The sequence below is a fragment of the Tardiphaga sp. 813_E8_N1_3 genome, from assembly GCF_051811025.1.
GTDB lineage: Bacteria > Pseudomonadota > Alphaproteobacteria > Rhizobiales > Xanthobacteraceae > Tardiphaga.
Map to the genome: position 1 here is coordinate 3,604,003 of NZ_JBPWQE010000001.1, position 22,268 is coordinate 3,626,270.

At 61.7% G+C, this 22,268-nt stretch carries 19 protein-coding genes; 9 read left to right on the top strand and 10 right to left on the bottom strand.

Annotation, left to right across the window (positions count from 1 at the left end; all coding sequences use genetic code 11):
- The first annotated feature begins 41 nt into the window (after positions 1-41).
- A complete protein-coding gene (locus tag AB8A33_RS17095; protein ID WP_439093842.1) occupies positions 42-1,034 on the top strand; it encodes a glycosyltransferase family 2 protein in 993 nt (330 codons plus the stop codon).
- Positions 1,035-1,048: 14 nt separating this feature from the next.
- The gene (locus AB8A33_RS17100) at positions 1,049-1,732 is read left to right on the top strand and encodes a class I SAM-dependent methyltransferase (RefSeq protein ID WP_439093843.1); all 684 of its coding nucleotides are present in this window, start codon (positions 1,049-1,051) and stop codon (positions 1,730-1,732) included.
- Here the strand turns inward: AB8A33_RS17100 and AB8A33_RS17105 are convergent, their stop codons facing one another.
- From AB8A33_RS17105 to AB8A33_RS17125, 5 genes are all read right to left on the bottom strand, one after another.
- A complete protein-coding gene (locus AB8A33_RS17105) occupies positions 1,733-3,127 on the bottom strand; it encodes a hypothetical protein (RefSeq protein WP_439093844.1) in 1,395 nt (464 codons plus the stop codon).
- A gap of 152 nt (positions 3,128-3,279) precedes the next feature.
- The gene (locus AB8A33_RS17110; RefSeq protein ID WP_439093845.1) at positions 3,280-4,059 is read right to left on the bottom strand and encodes an enoyl-CoA hydratase/isomerase family protein; all 780 of its coding nucleotides are present in this window, start codon (positions 4,057-4,059) and stop codon (positions 3,280-3,282) included.
- Positions 4,060-4,103: 44 nt separating this feature from the next.
- Positions 4,104-4,754: a glutathione S-transferase family protein gene (locus tag AB8A33_RS17115; protein ID WP_439093846.1), complete on the bottom strand. Its 651-nt coding sequence runs from the start codon at positions 4,752-4,754 to the stop codon at positions 4,104-4,106.
- A gap of 241 nt (positions 4,755-4,995) precedes the next feature.
- Positions 4,996-6,282, bottom strand: coding sequence for an acyltransferase family protein (locus AB8A33_RS17120; RefSeq protein WP_439093847.1), 1,287 nt, complete (start codon positions 6,280-6,282; stop codon positions 4,996-4,998).
- 619 nt (positions 6,283-6,901) lie between these two features.
- Positions 6,902-8,683, bottom strand: a complete 1,782-nt coding sequence (locus tag AB8A33_RS17125) for an adenylate/guanylate cyclase domain-containing protein (RefSeq protein ID WP_439093848.1) — start codon at positions 8,681-8,683, stop codon at positions 6,902-6,904.
- A 253-nt stretch (positions 8,684-8,936) separates the two neighbouring features.
- Between AB8A33_RS17125 and cysK the strand changes: the two genes are divergently transcribed.
- Positions 8,937-9,992 (top strand): cysteine synthase A, encoded by a 1,056-nt coding sequence (gene cysK / locus AB8A33_RS17130; protein WP_439093849.1) that lies wholly within the window; start codon positions 8,937-8,939, stop codon positions 9,990-9,992.
- Between the two features lie 70 nt (positions 9,993-10,062).
- On the opposite strand, the gene AB8A33_RS17135 is transcribed toward cysK, so the two are convergent.
- The 5 genes from AB8A33_RS17135 to AB8A33_RS17155 all read right to left on the bottom strand — a co-directional run bounded on the left by AB8A33_RS17135 (position 10,063) and on the right by AB8A33_RS17155 (position 15,731).
- Positions 10,063-10,278, bottom strand: a complete 216-nt coding sequence (locus AB8A33_RS17135) for a hypothetical protein (protein WP_175366776.1) — start codon at positions 10,276-10,278, stop codon at positions 10,063-10,065.
- Between the two features lie 549 nt (positions 10,279-10,827).
- On the bottom strand, positions 10,828-11,583 hold the full coding sequence (locus AB8A33_RS17140; protein WP_439093850.1) for an IclR family transcriptional regulator: 756 nt from the start codon (positions 11,581-11,583) through the stop codon (positions 10,828-10,830).
- An 86-nt stretch (positions 11,584-11,669) separates the two neighbouring features.
- Positions 11,670-12,758 (bottom strand): extracellular solute-binding protein, encoded by a 1,089-nt coding sequence (locus tag AB8A33_RS17145; protein WP_439093851.1) that lies wholly within the window; start codon positions 12,756-12,758, stop codon positions 11,670-11,672.
- Positions 12,759-12,789: 31 nt separating this feature from the next.
- The gene (locus AB8A33_RS17150; protein WP_439093852.1) at positions 12,790-14,583 is read right to left on the bottom strand and encodes an ABC transporter permease subunit; all 1,794 of its coding nucleotides are present in this window, start codon (positions 14,581-14,583) and stop codon (positions 12,790-12,792) included.
- Positions 14,580-15,731: an ABC transporter ATP-binding protein gene (locus AB8A33_RS17155; protein WP_439093853.1), complete on the bottom strand. Its 1,152-nt coding sequence runs from the start codon at positions 15,729-15,731 to the stop codon at positions 14,580-14,582. Before AB8A33_RS17155 ends, AB8A33_RS17150 begins: the two co-directional genes overlap by 4 nt.
- Positions 15,732-15,981: 250 nt before the next feature.
- Here AB8A33_RS17155 and AB8A33_RS17160 point away from each other — a divergent pair, with 250 nt between their 5' ends.
- The 6 genes from AB8A33_RS17160 (at position 15,982) to AB8A33_RS17185 (ending at position 22,242) form a co-directional block, all read left to right on the top strand.
- Positions 15,982-16,788: a CoA transferase subunit A gene (locus AB8A33_RS17160; RefSeq protein WP_439093854.1), complete on the top strand. Its 807-nt coding sequence runs from the start codon at positions 15,982-15,984 to the stop codon at positions 16,786-16,788.
- Positions 16,788-17,555 (top strand): CoA-transferase, encoded by a 768-nt coding sequence (locus AB8A33_RS17165; protein WP_439093855.1) that lies wholly within the window; start codon positions 16,788-16,790, stop codon positions 17,553-17,555. Before AB8A33_RS17160 ends, AB8A33_RS17165 begins: the two co-directional genes overlap by 1 nt.
- A gap of 33 nt (positions 17,556-17,588) precedes the next feature.
- Positions 17,589-19,901: a molybdopterin-dependent oxidoreductase gene (locus AB8A33_RS17170; RefSeq protein ID WP_439093856.1), complete on the top strand. Its 2,313-nt coding sequence runs from the start codon at positions 17,589-17,591 to the stop codon at positions 19,899-19,901.
- A 15-nt stretch (positions 19,902-19,916) separates the two neighbouring features.
- Positions 19,917-20,486 carry a peroxidase-related enzyme gene (locus tag AB8A33_RS17175; protein WP_068738357.1) on the top strand — a complete coding sequence of 190 codons (570 nt, stop codon included), beginning with the start codon at positions 19,917-19,919 and terminating at the stop codon, positions 20,484-20,486.
- 76 nt (positions 20,487-20,562) lie between these two features.
- On the top strand, positions 20,563-21,249 hold the full coding sequence (locus tag AB8A33_RS17180) for an L-fuculose-phosphate aldolase (RefSeq protein WP_439093857.1): 687 nt from the start codon (positions 20,563-20,565) through the stop codon (positions 21,247-21,249).
- A 33-nt stretch (positions 21,250-21,282) separates the two neighbouring features.
- Positions 21,283-22,242: a sugar kinase gene (locus AB8A33_RS17185; RefSeq protein WP_439093858.1), complete on the top strand. Its 960-nt coding sequence runs from the start codon at positions 21,283-21,285 to the stop codon at positions 22,240-22,242.
- Positions 22,243-22,268 lie beyond the last annotated feature (26 nt).

Sequence of the window (22,268 nt, forward strand, 5' to 3'; positions counted from 1 at the left end):
GGGGCTTAGGATCCCGCCATTCAGCAGGGCGGAACTCCAGAATGACGATTGATGGCGGCCAGATCATCTACAGTATCGTCGTGCCGGTCTATAACGAGGAGGCCGTGCTGCCTGTGCTGGTCCGCCGGCTGGGACTTCTGCTCGACCGTCTCGACGCGCCCGCGGAAGCCATCTTCGTGGACGACGGCAGCAGCGACACCAGCCCTATCGTGCTGCAGGCACTCGCCAAGAGCGATCCGCGGTTCCGTTACATCGGCCTGTCGCGCAATTTCGGCCACCAGGTGGCCATCACCGCGGGTATGGACGCCGCGCAAGGTGACGCGATCGTCGTCATGGACGCGGATTTGCAGGACCCGCCTGAAGTCGTCGAGCAACTGATCGCCAAGTGGCGCGAAGGCAATGACGTGGTCTATGCGCGCCGTCTGTCCCGCGCCGGCGAAAGCGCGTTCAAGCGCGCCACCGCCCATGTGTTCTATCGGGTGCTTGGCCGCATGACCTCGGTTCGCATTCCGGCAGACGTTGGCGACTTCCGGCTGATCGACCGCAAGGTGCTCGATGCGCTGCGCCAGATGCCGGAGCGCGATCGCTTCGTGCGCGGCATGATCGCCTGGCTCGGATTCCGCCAGGCCGAAGTGAGCTTCCATCGTCTCGAACGCGCCGCCGGCGAAACAAAATATCCGCTGTTCAAAATGGCGCGGCTCGCCATGTCGGCCGCGCTGGGCTTTTCCGATGCGCCGCTGCGGCTGGCGATCTGGTGCGGTCTCGTGGTGTCGAGCCTGGCTCTGCTGTATGGCGGCTGGGTGCTGCTGCTGTGGATGACGAACGACCCGCATCTGGTCGCGGGCTGGTCGTCGATCATCGTCATCGTGTCCCTGCTCTGCGGGTTGAACATGCTGATGACCGGCATCGTCGGCCTCTATGTCGGCCGCATCCATGCAGAAGCGAAGCATCGTCCGCTCTATGTCGTGCAGAACCGAGTCGGCTTCGAGCGCGATCAGAGCGAAGCATCTTACCGCACCTCGCGCAGTGCCTGACGGAGCTGATCATCATGACCCAGCTTTTTGACAGCTACCGCAGCAACTACCGCGACGTCGTTCAATCCTCGATCGACTTTTCCGGCCTGCCGCACAGCTTCTTCATGCGCGCAAAGGCCGACCTGCTGCGCGACCTGATTGAACAACGCCTCAAATCGAAACAGCCGGATATGCTCGATGCCGGCTGCGGCGTCGGCAGCTTCCATCCACTGCTGCGCGGCATGGTCGACCGCCTCAGCGGCATCGACGTCTCCTCCGCCAGCATCGCGCAGGCGCAGGCCGACAATCCCGACGTTGCCTACCAAGCGTTCGATGGCCGTATTTTTCCGTTCGCGGATGCCAGCTTCGATCTGGTCACCACGATCTGCGTCATGCATCACGTCCTGCCTGTGGAATGGGCGGGTTTCATGCGTGAAATGCGGCGCGTCGTGCGACCAGGAGGGCTGGTCTGCGTCATCGAACACAACCCGTTCAATCCGTTGACCCGTCTTGCTGTCGCGCGCTGTGAGTTCGATCGCGACGCGGTATTGCTCGGCGCAGGCAAGACGCAAAAGATCATGGCAGGCGCCGGCCTCCGCGACATCGCTTCGCGTCATTTCCTGCTACTGCCCTGGGAAGCGAAAGCCGCGCGGCGTGTCGAAAACGCCCTCAGCGGCCTGCCGCTTGGCGCACAATACGCCACTTTCGCCACTGCCTAGTTACTTCGCCGTTGCATTCTGCCGCTTGTGGACCACCGCGACGTCATCGCCATAGACGCGCTTCCAGTCTGGCAGACGATCGAGCAACGCCACCGCCGGGGTTTCCGGCTCCAACAGCGTGGTATCGATTTTATAGTCGTCGAGCAGCTTCAGAAAATCATTCAGATCCGCCAGCGACAGACCACTGTTGTAGCGATGCAGAAAGCGGCCGCCATAGAGCTCGCCGCGACCGTCGATGAAGGTCGGAATTCCCGCGAAGATGAGGTAGCCGCCAAACGAATAGTCGTTCAGCACGCGGTTCGCCGCGGTCAGGCCGGCGTCGGCCAGCGCGGCCTGCGGCGTGTTGCGTGCGGCGGGACTGATATCGCGCACCGAAGCGATTGCGGTCAGAAGGATCATGACCCCGACGGCCACGACCTGCAGGCTCCGGGCTGAGCCGATCTCACCGGATGCAGCCCATGTGCGAAACTGCTGTGCAATCGGCGCGGCCAGATAGAGCGGCGCCAGCATGGCGAGCAGATCGACGTTGCGCACCTGCGCCAGGGCAAAATGCAACAGGCCGATGACGACCAGAGCCCGCACCACCGGGAGCGTCACTCCGCGCGACAGCGCAAAGATTCCTGCCAGCAGCAGAATTTCAAAGGAACCAACGCGGCTGAAATTCTGTGGCCGCCATTCGCCGATCCAGTTGAGCGCCTCACCAAGACCGAGCGTCGTCAGCGGCATCAACAGCGTGCCCGGCCCGTAAGGGGTCAGGCAGGATGCGGCAACAGCAAGAGCCGCGAAAGCGAGCCAGTGAAGCAGTTCACGCCGCGGCTCACGAAGCTTGTTACGGACGAGGACTTCGAGGACTGCGGGTCCGATCAACCCCAGTGCCAGGATGACGCTGCCATGGAGATTGGCCCACAGAACCAGTAGGGGTAACGCCCAGTAAGGCGGCCGGGCACGCATATCCATGGCACGAACGAGCGCGGTCGCCCAGGTCATCATGACTGGCAGTGCCAGTACATGCGGCCGCGCCAGCAGATGCGGCGCGAGAAGAACGACCACGGCTGTAACGATGATCAATACCGGCTTCGGCGCAAGTTCGCGCAGCAGGAACCGGGTCAGAATCCCGACGGAAAGCGCGATGGCCGCGGCAGCGAGCGCCACGACGCCATGCCAGCCGGCAAACCTATAGACCGCCCCGTAAATGACCTCGGAGAGCCATTCGAAGGCAAGCCAATGACCGCCATGCATGGAGAAGGAGAACGAGTCGGTCGACGGAATGACGCCACTCGCCAGGATCCAGCGGCCGATTGCGATATGAGAATAGCTGTCCGGATCGTTCAGGAGCCGCGGACCGAGTGCCAGCAACAGGCCATAGACGCACGCGCCCACCAGCAAGGGCATCATTGCCCGCACCGGGAACTGTTTGGCTGGGCTGCTGATGGCCTGGTCGCTCACGGGCTACGAGGGTACGGCGACACTGTTAATTCCGCTTTAAGCCTCGCGATGTGCCCGCGCGCCGGCTCGATGGTCTGCCATAGCGCGCCACCGAGAGCCGCCTATTTGCCTGGCCACTCCGGCTTGCGCTTCTCGCCAAAAGCCTTGAGGCCTTCTTTGGCGTCTTCGGTCATCGACAGGATTGCGATCTGGCTTTCGGTATAGGCAATGCTTTCGTCGAACGACATCGCGGCGATGGCGCGCATGGCATATTTGCCGCGGTGGATTGCCGTCGGCGACTTGTCGGTGATGCGCGAGATCAGCCAGTCGACCTTGCTGTCGAGCTCGGCCGCCGGCACCATATGATTCAGCAGGCCAGCGCCAAGCGCGGTCTGCGCGTCGAACGGCTCACCCGTGATGCACCATTCGTTGACCAGGCGACGTGGCGCGATGGACTGCAACAGCGCCAACACCTGCATCGGAAACACGCCGACCTTTACCTCGGGCAGACCGAAGATCACGTTGTCCGCGGCCACCGCCATGTCGGTCATGCACAGCAGCCCCATGCCACCGGCCATGCAGACGCCGTTAACGCGGGCGATCGCGGGCTTGGTGGCGTTTTGCGACAGCCGCATGAGATCGGCGAGATCACCATTGGGCTTGGAGAAATCCATCGAGAAAGCCGCCCCCGCATTCGCCAGATCAGCGCCAGCGCAGAACGCCTTCTCGCCCGCACCGGTCAGCACGATGACACGGATATCTGCGTCGGCATGAGCGTTGCGATAGCCGCTGGTAATGCCGGCGATGACATCGGCATTCATGGCATTGCGCTTCTCCGGCCGGTTGATGGTGATCCAGAGTGCGGCGCCCTTCTTCTCCAAGATTACACTGTCATTCGCCATCGGTCTGTTCGCTCTGTTAGATCGGATGCTGCAGGTATAGCGGCTCAGTCGCGGCGCGCCAAACCCTGCTCGTCCCCAGCGCGATTTTCGGAGTCCACCGCACGCTTGTATCCATCGCGCTGCTGCAATCGGGCCCAATAGGCTGTCACTGCTGGACCAAATTGCGATGCCAGCCCGAGGCGCTCCGCGAGCAGAAGCGCATAGCCAACCGAAATGTCAGCGGCCGTAAAGCGGCCGGCGCAGATGTGTTCATTGGCGGCTGTGATGGTCTCGATGATGCGCAGCCGGCCGAGAAACCACTTCGAGTAATCCGCTACCACCTGCGGATTGCGGCGTTCCTCCGGCTCCAGCTCCGAATAGCGCAGCACCAGAGTCTGCGGAAAAGTGAGCGTGGCCTCGCCGAAATGCAGCCAGTTCAGGAAAGCGCCGAAATCCGGCTCGTCGACGCCGACGGCCAGCGGCGTCGGCCCATATTTGGTGACGAGATACTGTGCGATCGCCGCCGATTCGGTCATCCGCGTCTCGCCATCGAGCATCAGCGGGATGGTGCCAAGCGGATTGATGCCGAGATATTCCTTGGCAAAGACGCGCGGCGGGAACGGCAGCATTTTCAGTTCATAGGGTAGCCCGAGCTCTTCGAGCGCCCAGAGCGGGCGGAACGAGCGCGCGCGGGCGCAATGGTAGAGCGTGATCATCGGGCGAGACCTCCAGGCAGGCACGGACTATCGCCGTGCTGCTAGCCAATGAGAAGCAGCCGCGAGGCTTCGTCAAGACTTACCCTTGTTCGTCAAGACCTGTCCTTCGCTACATGGTCCCGACAGACCGGCTTCACCCTTCCCGATCGACCACACCCATCACCACCCGCACGTTACCAAGGTCGATCACGACGGCTTCGCGCCTCAGTTGCAACTGATGCGGCCGGCGGCGCAGCCGACATTAGTTCGTCTGACTGCGACGAACTCCTGGCCAGATCGTCATCTGCTGCGCAGACTCAACCGGCCTCGCAAGATCCTCCTGGGAGAAAGACGCTGCGCGCGCAAACCCACCGAGCAAGCCGCTCCGCGTGGCGTTTGCTCCCTTGGTGCTGATCGGCTCCACCGGCTTGGTGCCGTTGAAATTCTGTTTCAGCTTCGCCATCGGATTTTCCAGCAGATAGTAAGACAGGATCGACAGACCAAGCGTCATGCCGAAAGCGAGCGCGACCTGGAGGATCGGCACCTTGGTGCCATGGGTCGCAGCATCGTTGAGGCCGAGATAGAACAAGACCGGCAGGTGAAACACATACATCGCGTAAGACAGATGGCCGAGCCCGCGGAACAGGGACAGTGACAGGATCGCCGTCATCACGCGCTTAACAATGCCACGATCGAACACCAGCGTCGCGACGAAGGACACACTCACCATCGAATAGGCGATCAGCGCAAGGGTCCAGTAGACTGGTTGCGAGGTGATGATGCCGAGGTCCCGGCCCTTGCGATCAATCACGAGGATCATCAACGCTGCGACCACGAGCGCCGCGCAGCGCCAGCCGCGCAGCGGCCGGTTCTCGAATTCGCGCAGCGCCAGCCAGCCGCCGAGTGATAGCGACAGCATGCGCGTAAACAGTGACATATAGACGACGTCGCCCGCCTCTTGCGGCTCGTGATTGATGAGCAGCAGCGCCATCAACAAACCGCTCGCCACCGCCAGCAGCGGGATCACCCGTCCGGTCACGACATTGAGCCAACCCGGCGCCACGATGAGGATCAGGAGCGGCCAAAAGAAATAGAACTGCTCCTCCACCGACAATGACCAGGTGTGTTCCATCGGGTTCGGCGCCGCATGCAACGGATGATAGAAATTAAACGTGTAGGTCAGAAGGCTCAGCGTATCCGCCGGACCTAGTCTGAAGATGAAGTAGCAGGCCAGCACCGTGAGGTAATAGACCGGGAAGATGCGCAGTGCCCGGCGCATATAGAAGTCCTTGAAGGAGATGCGGCCGGTCTTGGCGCGCTCGCGCAGCAGCAAACGCGTGATGAAGAAGCCGGAGATCACGAAGAAGATATCGAGCGCGATATAGCCGACACGCGACAGCTGATTGGCGTACCAGATCGCGTTGTAGGCGCTACTTTCCAGCACCTGCGGACAATGGGTGAAGACCACCACCACCACGCCGATCCCCCGAAAGCCATCGAAAGCCGGAAATTTCTCCAGCCGCCTGGCGACGTCTGCATTCTCCGACATTGCGATCTCCCCGTTTGAACCGGGGTTAGCAACGGCGCGAATAACGAGGGTGAAGGCGATTTACATGTCTACCACCTCAGGCGAAATGTTCGGGCTTAACCTGAATGTCCGTTTGCGCGGGAGTGTTAGGGTTGACGCTGCCGTGTTTACCATAACCCAGGACAATCTTTCGCTGTGACTCAAGCGCCGCTTACCATCCGTTAAGGATCTGGGGACAGGCTGGGAACGATCGAAATTGACTCAACTTGTATCGTCAAGTGTGAGGGCAGCAGATGACCAGGGCTCAGCATCTCAGAGAACAAGCGATCCGCGCCGAACGGCTGGCAAGAACTATTATGGATGCCGTCACTGTCACGCGACTAGTCGAAGCATCGCACGCATACCGCCAGGAAGCTGATCGCCTTGAGCAACACGAGGCGAGCGATCAGGCGACAACGATGTCGATGTCTCACTAGGGCGTGAACACATAAACTTGGAGCGGACGGCGGACGTCCGCTTAGGTGCCGATAACGGACTGAGGTCGGACATCGCCTCAGGTCCGAAAGTGCCACAAGCGGAATTCAACTCATCGAGATGTGCTCGGAAAGGTATCGATGCCGGCCGGCTCTCTCCGGTCGTCCTAGTCAGGCAACCCGAGCTTTCGGAGGTTTTCTGCCATACGGTTCAGAACAGCAGGCGAAAACACCATTGCCTGTTTGAATTTTGAAATCGTCAGATCGGGGTAAGTAAGCATCAACTCCTCGAATGCTTGTTTAGCTTCGCCGACCCGGCCGGCTCCCGACAGGACCGATGCCAAATTGCGATAAATCCAACTAGCGTTTGGCCGTTCTTCGAGGGCGCGCCGATAGAACGCGGCAGCCTTGTCGTATTCTTGCGCTACTTCATGCGCAGAGGCTATTCCCACATAGTTGTTGAAATTCATTGGATCAATCGGGCTCAGGCGCAGAGCGCGCTCGAAATTGTCAATTGCCTTCTGAGGCTGATCGGCATAGTTCTCTAGCCATCCGAGCCTAGTCCAGGCCCATGCAGCGTTGGGGTCGAGACTGACGGCTCGCTCAAGCAGTATACGCGCGGTTCCATGGTTGCGTACAAATGTGTGCACTGCGCCGAGTACCGCCAGAATGATAGGGTCATCGCCACTCATCTCTGCTGCCCGCTCGGCGAGCGATCGCGCCATTGCCTGGCTTCCAACGATGTCGTCCGCCCAGTTATAGACCGAGCGCTGGGCGTGACACCAACCAGCAAGCGACAAAGCTAGGGGATATTCGGGATCAATCGCGAGCGCCTTTTCGAGGAGTTCAATCGCTTTAGCGCTTTCTTCCTTCTCCAACGCCCAGACATGAGGCATCGCTCTCATAGTATAGTCATAGCTGCTCAGGTCTTGCGGCCGTTTGCGTCGCGACCTCTCAATCTCGGCAATGCGAATGGAAGGCTGTAGAGCGCCTGCCACCTGCTCCGTTATTCGGTCTTCGAGGTCAAAGAACTCGTCGACTGCGCCGTCAAAGCGTGAGCTCCAAACGTGTGCCCCTCCCTCGGTTTCGATTAGCTGAACGATAATGCGGAGGCGATTGCCGACTTTCTGCACGCTACCCTCAAGCAAATAAGCAACGCCCAACTCCTTACCAACGTTGCGCGCATTTATCGCGCGGCCCTTATAGGTGAACGCTGAGCTACGGGCGATGACGAAAAAAGAGCGAATGCACGAAAGAGCCGCGGTAATTGCCTCGACGATACCATCAGCAAGGTAATCCTGACCCGCCTCAGCGGACATGTTGTCGAACGGCAGGACGACGATGGACGGTTTGTCAGGTAGCGCTAGATCTCGAACTTGTTTCGCAGACGAATTTGACGGGATCGCAGGAGCGCTCTCGCGGGCAAGCCGTATGAGCCATACGCGCATTGGCTCGGCAATATTCTTTAAAGTCTGCTCGCCGATGTCGTCGAAGGCGACGTCGAGCTTGCCACGAATTTGCCTGTGTGCATCATCGGAGATGCAGATACCGCCTGGCTCGGCAATTCCCTCAAGACGGGCTGCGATGTTGACACCATCGCCGAAAATATCGTTGTCGTCGATGATGATGTCCCCAACGTGTATGCCGATGCGAAATTCAATCCTGAGTTCCGGCGGAACGGCGGCGTTTTGTTGAGCCATCTCTCGCTGGATTTCCACCGAACAGCGCGCTGCATCGACAGCACTGGCGAATTCGACCAGCATGCCATCGCCAGTGGTCTTGACGATGCGACCGCGGTGCGTGGCGATCCTGGGATCGACAAGCGTCTTTCGAAACGTCTTTAGCTCCGCAAGCGTGCGCTCCTCGGCATGACCCATCAACCGGCTATAGCCGGCGACATCCGCCGCCAGCACAGCCGCCAGTCGCCGTTCCACGCGCTCGCCGGGCAAAAAACGCTCCCTGGCTCGGTGAAAAACTATCTGCCTCTACCAAAGCATAGGCGGTGGCTGTTCCGCTAGGTACAATGTCCAAAACAGGTCCATTTGCCGCCCTACGATCGATCAGGACGGGCGGTGAAGTCGGGTACGCCCTGAAAGCTAACTCTTGCGCGCCCAATGATTGTCCCCAATAACCGAGGGCAGCTTCGACGCAATGCATGGCAATTGGAGCCGTCGCAAACAACGCAATGTCGGGAAATGCATCATGGGACGGAAATATCAAAGTATCGTCGAAACGATCGGTAATACGCCGGTAGTGCGGATCAATCGTCTGGCGCCGGAAGGCGTGAATCTTTTCGTAAAGATAGAAGCCTTCAACCCGCTTGGTTCAGTGAAGGACCGATTGGCTCTCGGAGTAATCGAGGCGGCCGAAAAAGCCGGAGAGCTCAAGCCTGGTCAGACGGTCATAGAGGCGACAAGTGGAAATACGGGCATTGGTCTTGCCATGGTCTGCGCCGCCAAGGGATACCCGCTTGTGATCACCATGGCAGAGCCATTTAGCGTCGAGCGGCGTAAGCTCATGCGGTTCCTTGGAGCGAAGGTCATCGTAACTCCCGCGGCTGAGCGCGCCGTAGGCATGATCAACAAGACCATCGAGCTCGCCAGGGCGCATGGCTGGTACATGACTAGGCAGTTTGAGAATGAAGCCAATCCCGATATTCATTCGCGTACGACAGCGCGTGAGATACTCGACGATTTCTCCGGAGAACGGTTGGATTATTGGGTCACGGGCTATGGAACGGGCGGAACGTTAAAGGGCGTCGCGCGGGTGCTCGCAGAGGAGCGTCCCGAGACGAAGATAGTGGTTTGCGAGCCAGAGGATGCGCAGTTGTTGGCCAGTGGCACCCCGCAGTCGCGAAACTCAGATGGAACTCCGGCCGCCCCGCATCCGACATTCAAGCCCCATCCGATGCAAGGCTGGACGCCGGATTTCATCCCAAAACTCACCGACGATGCCGTCGCAATGAAGGTCATCGATCGCATCTTAGCCATCTCCGGTCCGGATGCCATTCGCTGCAGCAAGGACCTTGCTACCAAAGAGGGCATCTTTGTGGGCATTACCTCAGGCGCAACCTTTGCGGGCGCGCTCAAGGTTGCAGCCGAGGCAGAGAAAGGGGCAAATATTCTCTGCATGCTTCCCGATACCGGCGAGCGCTATTTGAGCACACCCCTTTTCGCTGATGTGTCGGCAGACATGAACGAGGAAGAGCTTGAGATCTCACGCTCTACACCGAACGGACAGCTCAAGCCTGGCTCTTGATTTGCAAAGATCGAATAAAAAAAATCCGACGTTATGAGGCCCGGACCGGAACGCGATGCTCTACGCGCCATCAGTTCGCCCGACAGACGTCTCGTTGCGCTTTGAAAGCAGCAATGAATAACTCGAGGCCGGCCGAGGTTAATCCGCTTTCGGTGATCAGACCGAGCCGCATGAGGTTGACTGTTTCTATCGGACCATCACCATAGGCTGATCCGCCGCCGAACAGCTTGTTCATAATTCGCTGTTCGCGGCGCGTTAGCTCGTTCCAGAGGATCAAATCATTCATCCCAAATGCCTCGCGAGAATCATTGCGTGACGTTGCGAGATTAGCCGATCGCTCGGAGGCGAAATCGTGGCGATTCAGTTGTCGCCATTGAAAGTAGATTCGCCGGCAGCGACTTCGAAGCAGGACATGCAAAACGCGTGCAGCGGACACCTTGTTGATCACTGGCGATGGCCGTATGGCCGACGATGCTCAGCCAAGGCCACCACGCAATAGCGGCAGTCGATCAACTTTCGCTTTCACAGCGAACGCGACGGTTTGCGAGAGTACTACCAGTTATTTCGCGGCGTCGCGGGTGACGTCCCTGTGCTCGCCGCGCTCCTGCGACCGCGCGCGCCGGTGCCCAGGAGATCGAAACAGCCCATGTCTGGTGTGGGTCATTCGGGTCGATTTTGGCATGTCCGGATATGTCCGCTTACGGGGTAATCTCGCAAGTACGGTCTTCCGTTTTTTGCCGGTTGAAGGCATCGGCTTAGACGTGATTCAAGCGTCCAAACCGAAGCATCGAATCATGCGGTATGAACTCACGGACTTCGAATGGGCAGCCATTGTTCACATCACACGAACATGGCCGAGTGCCAGGCCGATGGCACGCGCCGCTTCCATCACGTGAACGGCGTATTCCTTGATCTGCTTTCGCTTGACCCGGATGTCCGGGCCGGACATGCCGATGGCTCCGACGAGTTCACCGGAGCGTCCAACGATGGCGCAAGCGCAGGCGGCGATACCTTCCCGCCATTCCCCATGCAGCACCGACGAATAGCCTTGTGCCCGTGCGGCATGAATGTCTTCGCGCAACTCCTCGATGGTCGTTCGCGTCGTATCCGTATAACGCTTAAGATGCGGGCGAAAGTTCTCCAGATATTCGTCTGGCATTTGCGCGAGCATCGCCTTCCCGGTTGCCATGGTAAATGCGGGCGCACGCATGCCGACACTGGTATGCGCGCGGATATGATGCGCGCTTTCAATCTTGTCCACATAGACAACGTCGGTGCCCTCGAGCACCGACAGATGAACGGTCTCTCCGGTGACTTCGGCCAGCGCCGTCATCGCCGGGCGTGCGATACGGATGAGATCCATGCGCTGAATGACATGGTTGCCGAGCACCCATAGCTTGGTCGTGAGCTCGTAGGTGCTGTGCGGCGGAATCTGGCGAACGAAGCCCTGCGATTGCAGCGTCGCCAGCAGTCGATGCACGTTGCTCTTGGTGAACTTCAGCTCATTGGCGAGATCGGTGACCCCGCGCGGCTGCTCGCTCATCGCGAGCACCTCGAGGAGCCTCAGTCCCTTGATAAATGCCTTATCCATCCAAGCAGCCGATGTGAGGTAGTTCTCTGTTGTGAACGGACCGGCGGCCCTGGGCCGCCGCCGGTCTCATTGTTGTATGGCTCGATTTACTGGGCAAGCAGTGCGTTCAGCTTTTCCTGCGCATATTCTTCATTGGTCGAATTGCCCGCGGGCGATGGCGCCCCCCAGAAGTCCGGGCTCCATTCGATCGCCTTGGAGACGTTCTCAGGATTGTTCGCCCAATAGCGCGCGACGTTCTTGTCCGTCGCCGCATCGAACACGACCTTCGAAGGCAGCGCGACCGGGAAGGTGGAGGTCAGCTGGGCGGCGCGCTTGGGGTCGAGACGCCAGGACAGCAGCTTGAGCGCGTTATCATAGTTCGGCGCGCCCTTCGGGATCGAGAAGAAGTCGTAATAGATGAAGCCCTGATTGAAGGTGAGATCAATCGGAGCGCCTTCCAGCGCCAGTTTGCTCATCGAGCCCGTATAGGCCTGGCACATATCGGCTTCGCCATCGAGGATCAGCTGCGGCGGCTGCGCAGCAGTGGTCCACCATTTGACGATGTGCGGCTTGATCTCCTTGATCTTCTTGAGCGCACGCTCCATGTCGATCGGATACAGCTTGCTCTTGTCGACACCGTCGGCCATCAGCGCCGCCTCGAAGGTGAAGCGCGGCCAGGCTGGCATGCAGCGGCGCCCCGGAAACTTCTTCACGTCCCAGAAGTCGGCCCAATTCTGCGGTGCCTTATCGCCCTTGAACTTGTCCTTGTTGTAGACGAGGCCGACGCCGATCACCTGCAGCGCGACGCCCTTCTTGCGCTTCAGATTGTCCGGCATCGCCGCCAGGGTCTTCTGCGCGGATTCCGACAGCTTGGAATAGTCGATGTCAGCCAGACAGCAGTCGCCGAGCAGCTTGGTTTCCTGATCGAAGATGAAGGTCAGATCCCACTGCGCCTTGCCGGCTTCGGCCTGCGCCTTGATGCGCGGACCGCTGCGCGCTTCCTGCACGGTGACGACCTTGATGCCGGTTTCCTTCTCGAACGGATCGTACATCACCTTGCGCAGCGCATCGCCATAGCCGCCGCCCGGATCCTGCATGATGACGACGTTGCTCTGGGCAACGGCCAGACCCGTCCCCATGACGATGAACGCCGCCGAAGCCAAGGCGGGCAGCCTGAAGCGTTTCATTCCCAACATAGTGTGTTTCCTCCTGTTTGATCGTTTGTCATCAGGTCGCTTTTTGCGACGTTGCGAGCACTGGCCGGGCGAGGAACAGTCCCCCCACGACCAGCAGCACTTCGAGCGTGGACACGACAGCCAGTACCGGGTTGAGCCGGTAATTGATGTCGCCCCACAGCATCAACGGAAGCGTCTTCAACTGCGCGCTCGACAGGAACAGGGTCAGCACCAATTCGTCGAACGAATGCAGGAACGCAAAGAAGGTCGCGGCGGCAAGGCCCGGCGCAATGGCCGGCAGCGTCACCAGCCGCAGCACCGTGAGCGACGACGCTCCATGGACCGAGGCGGCCTGTTCGAGCCGTGAGTCCACGCCCTGCAGCGCAGCGGACAGGATCACCACCACGATCGGCAAACCGCCGATGGCGTGCGCCGCCGCAAGACCGAACACCGATCCGACCAGATCGAACTTCAGGAACAGCGTGTAGAGCGACAGGCCGAGCACCACCGGCGGCACGATGATCGGGCTGACCAGCAGCAGCATGATCGCGGATTTGCCGCGCACATTGCCCCTGACGATGCCGAGCGCCGCGCATGTGCCGAGACCAACCGCAATGAAGGCCGAGACTGCCGCGATCAACGCGGATGTCCAGAACGCGCGCGTCCAGTTGCTGTCGGAGAAGAACTGCTCGTACCAGCGCAGCGAGAAGCCCGGCGGCGGAAAGGTCAGATAGCTGGCGCTGCTGAACGAGATGACCATGACCACGATGATGGGCAGGATCAGAACCGCGACCACCAGGCCACCCATCAGGCGGACCGTCCATGTGCCGCAACTGGCCGGCAGCATGCCGAACAGCCGGAGCAGCGGCCAGCCGATGGTGTCAGCGAATGCGCTGCCGAAGCTACGACGGGCGGTGCCGGACGTTGCCGCTGGCGCGGCCTTCCCTGCTGTCGTCTCGGTGAGCTTGCGCCCGCCCCAAATGAATTCCAGGCCCAAGAAACGTCCGGCGATGGCGACTACCAGCAGCGTGATCAACAACAGCACGACGCCCAGCGCCTGCAGGAAGCCCTCCGACGTCACCGAGTCCGCCTGTTGCGTGATATGCATGGCGAACATCTGGTCGCCCGGGCCACCGAGCAGCGTCGGCGTGATGAAGAAGCCGATCGCGGCCACGAAAACCAGCAGGACGCCGGCGCCGATGCCGGGCAGCGTCAGCGGCAGCAAAACCCGCCAGAACACGGCAATAGGCCCTGCACCGCTGGCCAGCGCCGCACGCGTCAGGCCGGGATCGAGCCGCGATACGCTCGAATAGATGGTCAGCACCATCAGCGGCAGCAGCACCGCCGTCATGCCGAGCAGCACGGTGCCGCGGTGAAACAGTAGCTGGACCGGCTCGCTCAGGATACCGATCGACACCAGCAGCTTGTTGACCGGGCCGTTGCGGCCGAGCAGCACCATCCAGGCATAGGTGCGGATCAGGATCGCGATGAAGTATGGCAGCACGATCGCGGTGGCGATCAGCGCGCGGGTGATGCCACGGGTGCGATGGATCAGCAGCGCTGTGGGATAGCCGAACAACAGGCACAGGAATGCGACCGTGACCGAGATCTGCATGGTCCGGACCAGCGATTCCCAATAGAGCGGCACCGCAAAGACGCGTTGGAAATAGGTCAGCCAGCTTGGTCCGCTGATGCTAATGCGAATGAGATCGACCAGCGGCAGCAGATAGATGAACGACAGGAAAGCGACCGCGGGCAGCAGCAGCAGCGCGGGGTTCTTGAGCTTCATGGCCAGGCTGGAACTCGCCTGATGCCGCGGGTCCTCGGACAGCGAGATCGTCGTCATGTCAGCACCCAGCAGTCTTCCGGACCCCAGCTCACATGCAGGCGATCGCCAATATCGGGCAGCGGCCGCCTGGCGGTGTCGGTGCAGCGGATCAGCAGCGTGTCGCCGCCGTCCATCTGCGCCTCGATGCGCAGGATCTCGCCGAGGAAGATCGCCGACGTCACGATCACCGGCGTCGAGCTTGCGGTCGGCTCGTTGGCAATCGCGATGCGCTCGGGCCGCACCAGCACGGTGACGCGGCCGACATCGATGGCATCGCGGCTCTCGGCATCGAACACATAGCCGGCGCGATTCTTCAGCGTCACGGTGGTGCCGCGCTTCTGCATGATCTCGGCTTCGATCAGATTGCTCTCGCCGACAAACGACGCCACGAAACGATTGGACGGATGGCGATAGATGTCGAGCGGGCGGCCGATCTGCACGATCTTGCCGGCATCCAGCACAGCGATGCGATCGCTCATGGTGAGCGCTTCGCCCTGATCATGCGTCACGAACAGGATCGTGCTGCCGATCGTCTGATGCAGATCGCGAATCTCGATCTGAATCGATTCGCGCAGCCGGCGGTCGAGCGCGCTGAGCGGTTCGTCCATCAGCACGACCTTCGGCCGCATCACGATGGCGCGCGCAATGGCGACGCGCTGCTGCTGTCCGCCGGACATTTCCGACGGCGATTTGTTCGCATGATCCGACAGGCGCATAATTTCCAGCGTCTCGGCCACGCGCCGCTCGGTGGTGGCGCGATCGACGCCGGCCATACGCAACGGGAACGCGACATTCTGCGTCACCGTCATGTTGGGGAACAGCGCATAGCTCTGGAACACCATGCCGAATCCGCGCTTATGCGTGGGCACGTTGTGCACCGGCCTGCCGTCCACGAGAATCTCGCCGCCGTCGAGGTTCTGGAAGCCGGCCAGCAGGTTCAGCAATGTGGTCTTGCCGCTGCCGGACGGGCCGAGCAGCGTGATGAATTCGCCGGGTTCGATATCGAGATTGATGCGATTGACGGCATGAAACTGGCCGTATCGTTTCTCGGCATCGCGAACTGCAATGCGCGAACCGATGACCTGACGCTCGCTTGCGCCGCCCGACTGCGATGCCGGAGCACCCGCGCCGGAATCTCCCACGCGCAGCGCCAATGGCTCAGCCATCATCAACCTCCCTGGTCGTTCTATATTATGAGACGTTATTCCAATTATTGTTGGCGGGACGCATCGTCTTGTCAAGTGAATGCGCGATGCGGTGACACGCCGATCATCATCGACTTACCGACGGATTTGCATTTCCCCTATGAGCAAAGCGCTGCGCGACACAAACGGATTGACAGCCGCGGCGCGGCGCGACTAACTTTATTTAGAACTACGTTCTACAATATAGAACAATAAAATCGGGAGGCGAATTGTGGTAAGCGATCTTCGCGCGTTGGCGAAGTATGTGGAGCCGGGAATCCGGCTGGCGCTGCCGGTGGATTATGCCGGCGTCTCGATGGCGATGACGCGCCCGATCATAGAGCGCAACACGCGCGATCTCGATCTCGTCTGCGTGCCGACCGGTGGCCTTCAGGTGGACCAACTCGTCGGTGCCGGTCTGGTTCGCTCGGTCGAAACCAGCGCCGTATCGCTCGGCGAAGCCGGCGGCGCGCCGCGCTTCAACGCAGCCGTCAAGGACGGCGCGATCGCACTGAAGGACGCCACCTGCCCGGCCATCCACGCCGGCCTGATGGCCGCGCAGAAAGGCAGCCCATTCATGCCAATGCGCGGATTGATCGGCAGCGACCTGCTCCGTCACCGCAGCGACTGGCGCGTCATCGACAATCCGCTGGCGGATAGCGGCGATCCCATCGTGCTTATCCCCGCGATCAAACCCGATATCACGATCTTCCACGCACCGATGGCCGATCGATTCGGCAATGTGTGGATCGGGCGACGCCGCGAACTCGCCGCGATGGCCTATGCATCGACCACTACGCTTGTCACTGTCGAGCGCATCGTGGACGAAAGCCTGCTCGCCAGCGAGATGAGCGCCGCGGGTGTGCTGCCGGCGCTCTATGTCACCGAGGTCGCGGTCGCGCCGAAGGGCGCGTGGCCCTACGGCCTGTGGGGCGAATATCCGACCGACACCGCCGAGATCCTGCGCTATGCGCGCGCCGCGCGCAGCGCCGAGGGTTTTGCCGACTACATGACGAATGCGCAGATGGAGCCCGCATGATGAGCGAGATTCACCCGCGCGAGATCCTGATCTGCACCATCGCCAAACTGCTCGACGGCGTCCGGCATGTCGCTGTCGGTGCGTCCTCACCGATCCCCGCGGCCGGCGCCATGCTGCTGCGGGCGCTGAAGCAGCAGGCTGGTGAGAAAGGCCCGCGTATCTCGATCCTCGGATCGGTGGAGCACAATTTCTTCACCAACGGCTCGGCCGAACTGTTCGATTGCGCCGGCCAGGGCCGCATCGACGCGTTCTTCCTCGGCGGCGGCCAAATCGACGGCCGGGGTAACATCAATCTGGTGGGCACCGGCGATTATCCGCAGACGCCGGTGCGATGGCCCGGCTCGTTCGGCTCGGCCTATCTCTACTACGTCGTGCCGCGCGTGATCTTGTTTCGCGAGGAGCACACGCCGCGCGCTCTGGTCGAGAAGGTGGATTTCATCAGCACACCCGGCGTCAGCGACGATGGCGTTTACCGCAGTGGCGGTCCGATCGCGCTGTTGACCGGCAAGGCGCTGTTTCGCTTCGACAAGACGCGTCCGGGCTTCGACCTACAGAGCATCCATCCCGGACACGACCTCGCAGGTATCAAGGACGCCACCGGCTTCCAGTTCGCCCATGAAAGCCAGCCGGAACAGACCGCGCTGCCGGATTCGCAGACGCTGGCTTTGCTGCGCGGGCGTGTTTACGACGAGGTCGCCGAAACCTATCCGGACTTCGCCGCCCAAATGCGACGCGAGATCGAACGGCCGCTGTGCCATGCATCCTGACAGGACGGCGAACAACGACATGGGAGATGGCGCGTGAGTGAGATCAAGCGGATCCCGCACTGCAGCCACTGGGGCGCCTATACGATCCTCGTGCAGGACGAACAGATCGTGGGCATCGAGCCGTTCGCCCATGATCCCGCCCCCTCGCCGATCATTCATTCGGTACCCGAATGGGCCAATCCCGAACGCCGCATTCTGCGTCCGATGGTGCGCAAAGGCTGGCTCGACAAGCGCGAGCGCAGCGATCGGCGCAAGCGCGGCGTGGAGAAGTTCGTGCCCGTCAGCTGGGATGAGGCGACCACGCTGGTGGCCGACGAAATCCGCCGCGTCTCCGGCACCCATGGCAATGCGTCTATCTTCGCGGGCTCCTATGGCTGGACCAATTCGGGCCGCCTGCATCACGCATCGTCTTTGCTCAAGCGCATGCTGAATCTGGTCGGCGGCTTCACCCGGCATGTGGATACGTATTCCATTGCTGCCGGCCCGGTGATCCTGCGCCATACGCTGGGAAGCTCGGATGCCTGCGACGGCCAGGCCAATACGCTCGACACCATAGCCGCACACACCGAGACGCTGGTGGTGTTCGGCGCGCTGTCGCCGCGCACCGCGCAGACCGAAGCCGGTGGCATCGGCGCCCACCGGCTCGAATCCTATCTCAGGAAAATCGCCGAGCGCGGCATCCGCATCGTTCACGTCTCGCCGCTGAAGGACGATATGCCGGATTGGGTCGATGCCGAATGGTGGCCGATCCGCCCGAACACTGACACCGCGCTGATGCTGGGCCTCGCCGGCGAGATCGTGAAGGCAGGCCGGCACGCCCGGGATTTCCTTGATCGCTGCACCAGCGGCGCCGAGCAACTGCTCGGCTATCTCGATGGTTCGTCCGATGGTGTCCGCAAGGATGCAGCCTGGGCCGCGGAGATCTGCGGGCTCGATGCCGAGGGCATCCGCCAGCTGGCGCGGCGCCTCGTCGATACCCGTAGCATGCTCACCGTGAGCTGGAGCCTGCAGCGCGCGCATCATGGCGAGCAGCCGTTCTGGGCCGCGCTCGGCCTCGCCTCCATCGTCGGCCAGATCGGGCTGCCGGGCGGCGGTGTCGGCTACGGCTATGCCTCGCTCGGCGGCGTCGGCTCGCCCTTCAATCTCGGCAAGTCACCGGCCATCTCGCATCTCACGCGCCCGATCGACAGCTTCATCCCGGTGGCGCGCATCAGCGACATGCTGCTCAATCCCGGCGCGACCTTCACCTATGAGGGCGAGACGCGAACCTATCCGGACACAAGGCTGGTCTACTGGGCCGGCGGCAATCCCTATCATCACCATCAGGATCTCAACCGGCTGTCCGAAGCCTGGACGCGGCCCGAGACCATCATCGTCCAGGATCCGATGTTCACCGCGACGGCACAGCGCGCCGATATCGTGCTGCCGGCGACCACATCGATCGAACGCAACGACCTTGCCGGCAACAGGCGCTCCGACTTCATCATCGCGATGAAGCAGGCCATCAAGCCGGTCGGAGACTCGCTGCCCGACTTCGAGATTTTCGACCGCATCGCCGGCAAGCTCGGCGTTGCCGACCGCTTCAACGAAGGCCGCAACGAAATGGGCTGGGTCCGTCATCTCTATGAGGAGAGCCGCAAGGACGCGTCCGAGCGACTCGGCTTCGAGATGCCCGACTTCGAAACATTCTGGCACGACGGTTACGCGCGCTGTCCGGTGCGCGCCAACCACACCTTCCTCGCCGATTTCCGCATCGATCCCGAGGCGCACGCGCTCAAGACCGAAAGCGGCAAGATCGTGCTCGGCAGCGAGACCCTCGCCCGGCTCGGTTATGCCGATTGTCCGTCGCATCCGGCCTGGGTTGAGCCGGCGGAATGGCTCGGCAACGGCAGCGATGCATCCGACTTGCACATGATCTCGCATCAGCCGGCCGGCCGGCTGCACAGCCAGATCGAAACCGGCGTGGCCAGCGTGGCCAACAAGCGCAACGGCCGCGAACAGGCACGGCTGCATCCCGACGACGCCGCGGCGCGCGGCATCAGCGACGGACAGACCATCCGCATCTGGAATGCACGTGGCGCCTGTCTCGCCACCGCTAATGTCACCGACAGCGTGCGCTCCGGCGTGCTGGTGCTACCGACCGGCGCCTGGTTCACCCCGCGCGCTGAAACTGGTCTCGAAGTCGCCGGCAATCCGAACGTGCTGACGCTCGACATCGGCACCTCGCAATTCGGCCAGGGCTGCTCGGCGCATACATGCCTGGTCCGCGCCGAACCCCATATTGCAGATCAACGCGACGCTTTTGAAGAATACCAGGACAGATTGGTTGCACTCGCGACCGCCTGAGAGGAAACAGAAACCATGACCACCCCAGCCATCAGCCGCTTCCCCGTCCCCGAAATCTCCAGCCTGCCGGAGGACATCCGCACCCGCATCCTCGCGGTGCAGGAAAAGTCCGGCTTCGTGCCCAACGTGTTCCTGACGCTGGCGCATCGGCCCGACGAATTCCGCGCCTTCTTCGCCTATCATGATGCGCTGATGGACAAGCCCGGCCCGATCACCAAGGCCGAGCGCGAGATGATCGTGGTGGCCACCAGCAATGCCAACCAGTGCCAGTACTGCGTGGTGGCGCATGGCGCGATCCTGCGCATCCGCGCCAAGAACCCGCTGATTGCCGACCAGATCGCGGTGAACTATCGCAAGGCCGACATTACGCCGCGACAGCGCGCGATGCTCGATTTCGCCATGAAGGTCTCGATGCAGGCTTACGAGGTCGGCGATGCCGATATCGAGGCGCTGAAGCGCCACGACTTCACGGAGGACGACGTTTGGGATATCGCTGCCATCGCCGCCTTCTTCGGCATGTCGAACCGGTTGGCGAATGTTACCAGCATGCGGCCGAACGACGAGTTCTTCGCCATGGGGCGCTGACGCGCCGCGCACCGGACATAACGATCACCCGTAGCGGCCGGTAAGAGCCGCAGCGACGACTTCGAGGAAACAAGCCATGACGCATCCAAGCGCCGCAGACGTCGCAACCCGGCAGGCCATCATCGATGCCTGCCGCGAAATGTCGGCTGCCGGTATCAATCAGGGCACGTCCGGCAATATCAGCGTCCGCACCGATGACGGCATCCTGCTGACGCCGTCCGGTGTTCCCTATGACAGCATGCGGCCGGAAGACATCGTCGCGATGAAGTGGGACGGCTCGTGGACGGCACCGCAGGGCCGCGTGCCCTCGACGGAGTGGCGTTTCCATCTCGACATACTCAAGGCCAAGCCAGAAACGAATGCCGTCGTGCACGCGCATCCTATCTTCTGCACCATCATCGCGATCATGAACCGCACCATTCCCGCGATCCACTACATGATCGCGGCGGCCGGCGGCAACGACATCCCCTGCGCGCCCTATGCGCAGTATGGCACCGCGGAATTGTCGCAAGCGGCACTGGAGGCGCTGCGCTATCGCCGTGCCTGCCTGCTCGCCCATCACGGGCTGATCGCTATCGGCCCCAATCTGCGCAAGGCGATGTGGCTTGCGGTGGAGGTCGAGGTGCTCGCCAAACAGTATCACGGCTGTCTGCAACTCGGCACGCCGCCGCTGCTGCCGGATGCCGAGATCGACAGCATCCTGAAGCGGTGGGGACAATACGGCCTGCGCGACAGCGACGGCACGTCGAAAACCTCGACCTAACAAACCAGCACCAACAATTGCGAGACTTGCCACATGGCCCATCCCCACGACGTCAGCGTCTGCGGCACCTACATCCTGGACATCCTCGGCGTCCCCGTCACTGAAATCCCGGCCGGCGGCGGCCGCGCGCTGATCGATGAGATCAAGCTCACGGTCGCCGGCACAGCGGGTGGCACCGTGGTGCCCTGCGCGCGCCTCGGACTGAAGGCGCTCGCCGTCGGCGCGGTCGGCGCCGACGAGAAGGCCGACTGGGTGCTGAATGCGATGGAGCGCGAGGGCATCGATATTTCGGTGATGGAGCGGATGGCCGGCGTACCGACCTCCGCCACCATCCTGCCGATCCGTCCGGATGGCTCGCGGCCGGTGCTGCATGCGCGCGGCGCCTCCGCGCGCTGGAAGATTTCGCCCGAAGCGCAGAAAGCCGCCTGCCGCAGCAAGGTGCTGCATCTTGGCGGCGTCGGGTCGCTGCTGGCGATGGACGGCGAGCCGACGGTGGCGCTGCTGCGCGATGCCAAGGCGGCCGGCTGCATCACCACCGTCGATCTCATCCAGGCACGCGGCGAGACGCTGGCACTGGTCGAACCGCTGATGCCCTATACGGACTTCTTCATGCCAAGCATCGACGAGACCCATGCGCTGGTCGGCACGGATGATCCCGCAGCCTGTGCGCAGTACTTCATCGGCAAGGGCGCCGGTGCCTGCGCGATCTCGCTCGGCGAGCACGGCTCTTTCGTCATGACGCGCGACGGGCGGCAGTTCACGGTGCCGGCCTTCGAGGTGACGGTGCGCGACACCTCCGGCTGCGGCGATTCCTATACCGGCGGCTTCATCGCCGGCCTCGTCCGCGACTGGGACCTGCTGGACTGCGCAAAACTGGCAACAGCCACAGCCGCCATCGTCGCGACGGGGCTCGGCTCCGGCGCCAATCTCGTGTCCTTCGATGAGACGGTCAGGGCGATGAACACGCTGCCCGTCCGCGGCGCGCGCGCCTAGCCCTCTCAACAACGGCCTTCACTGAA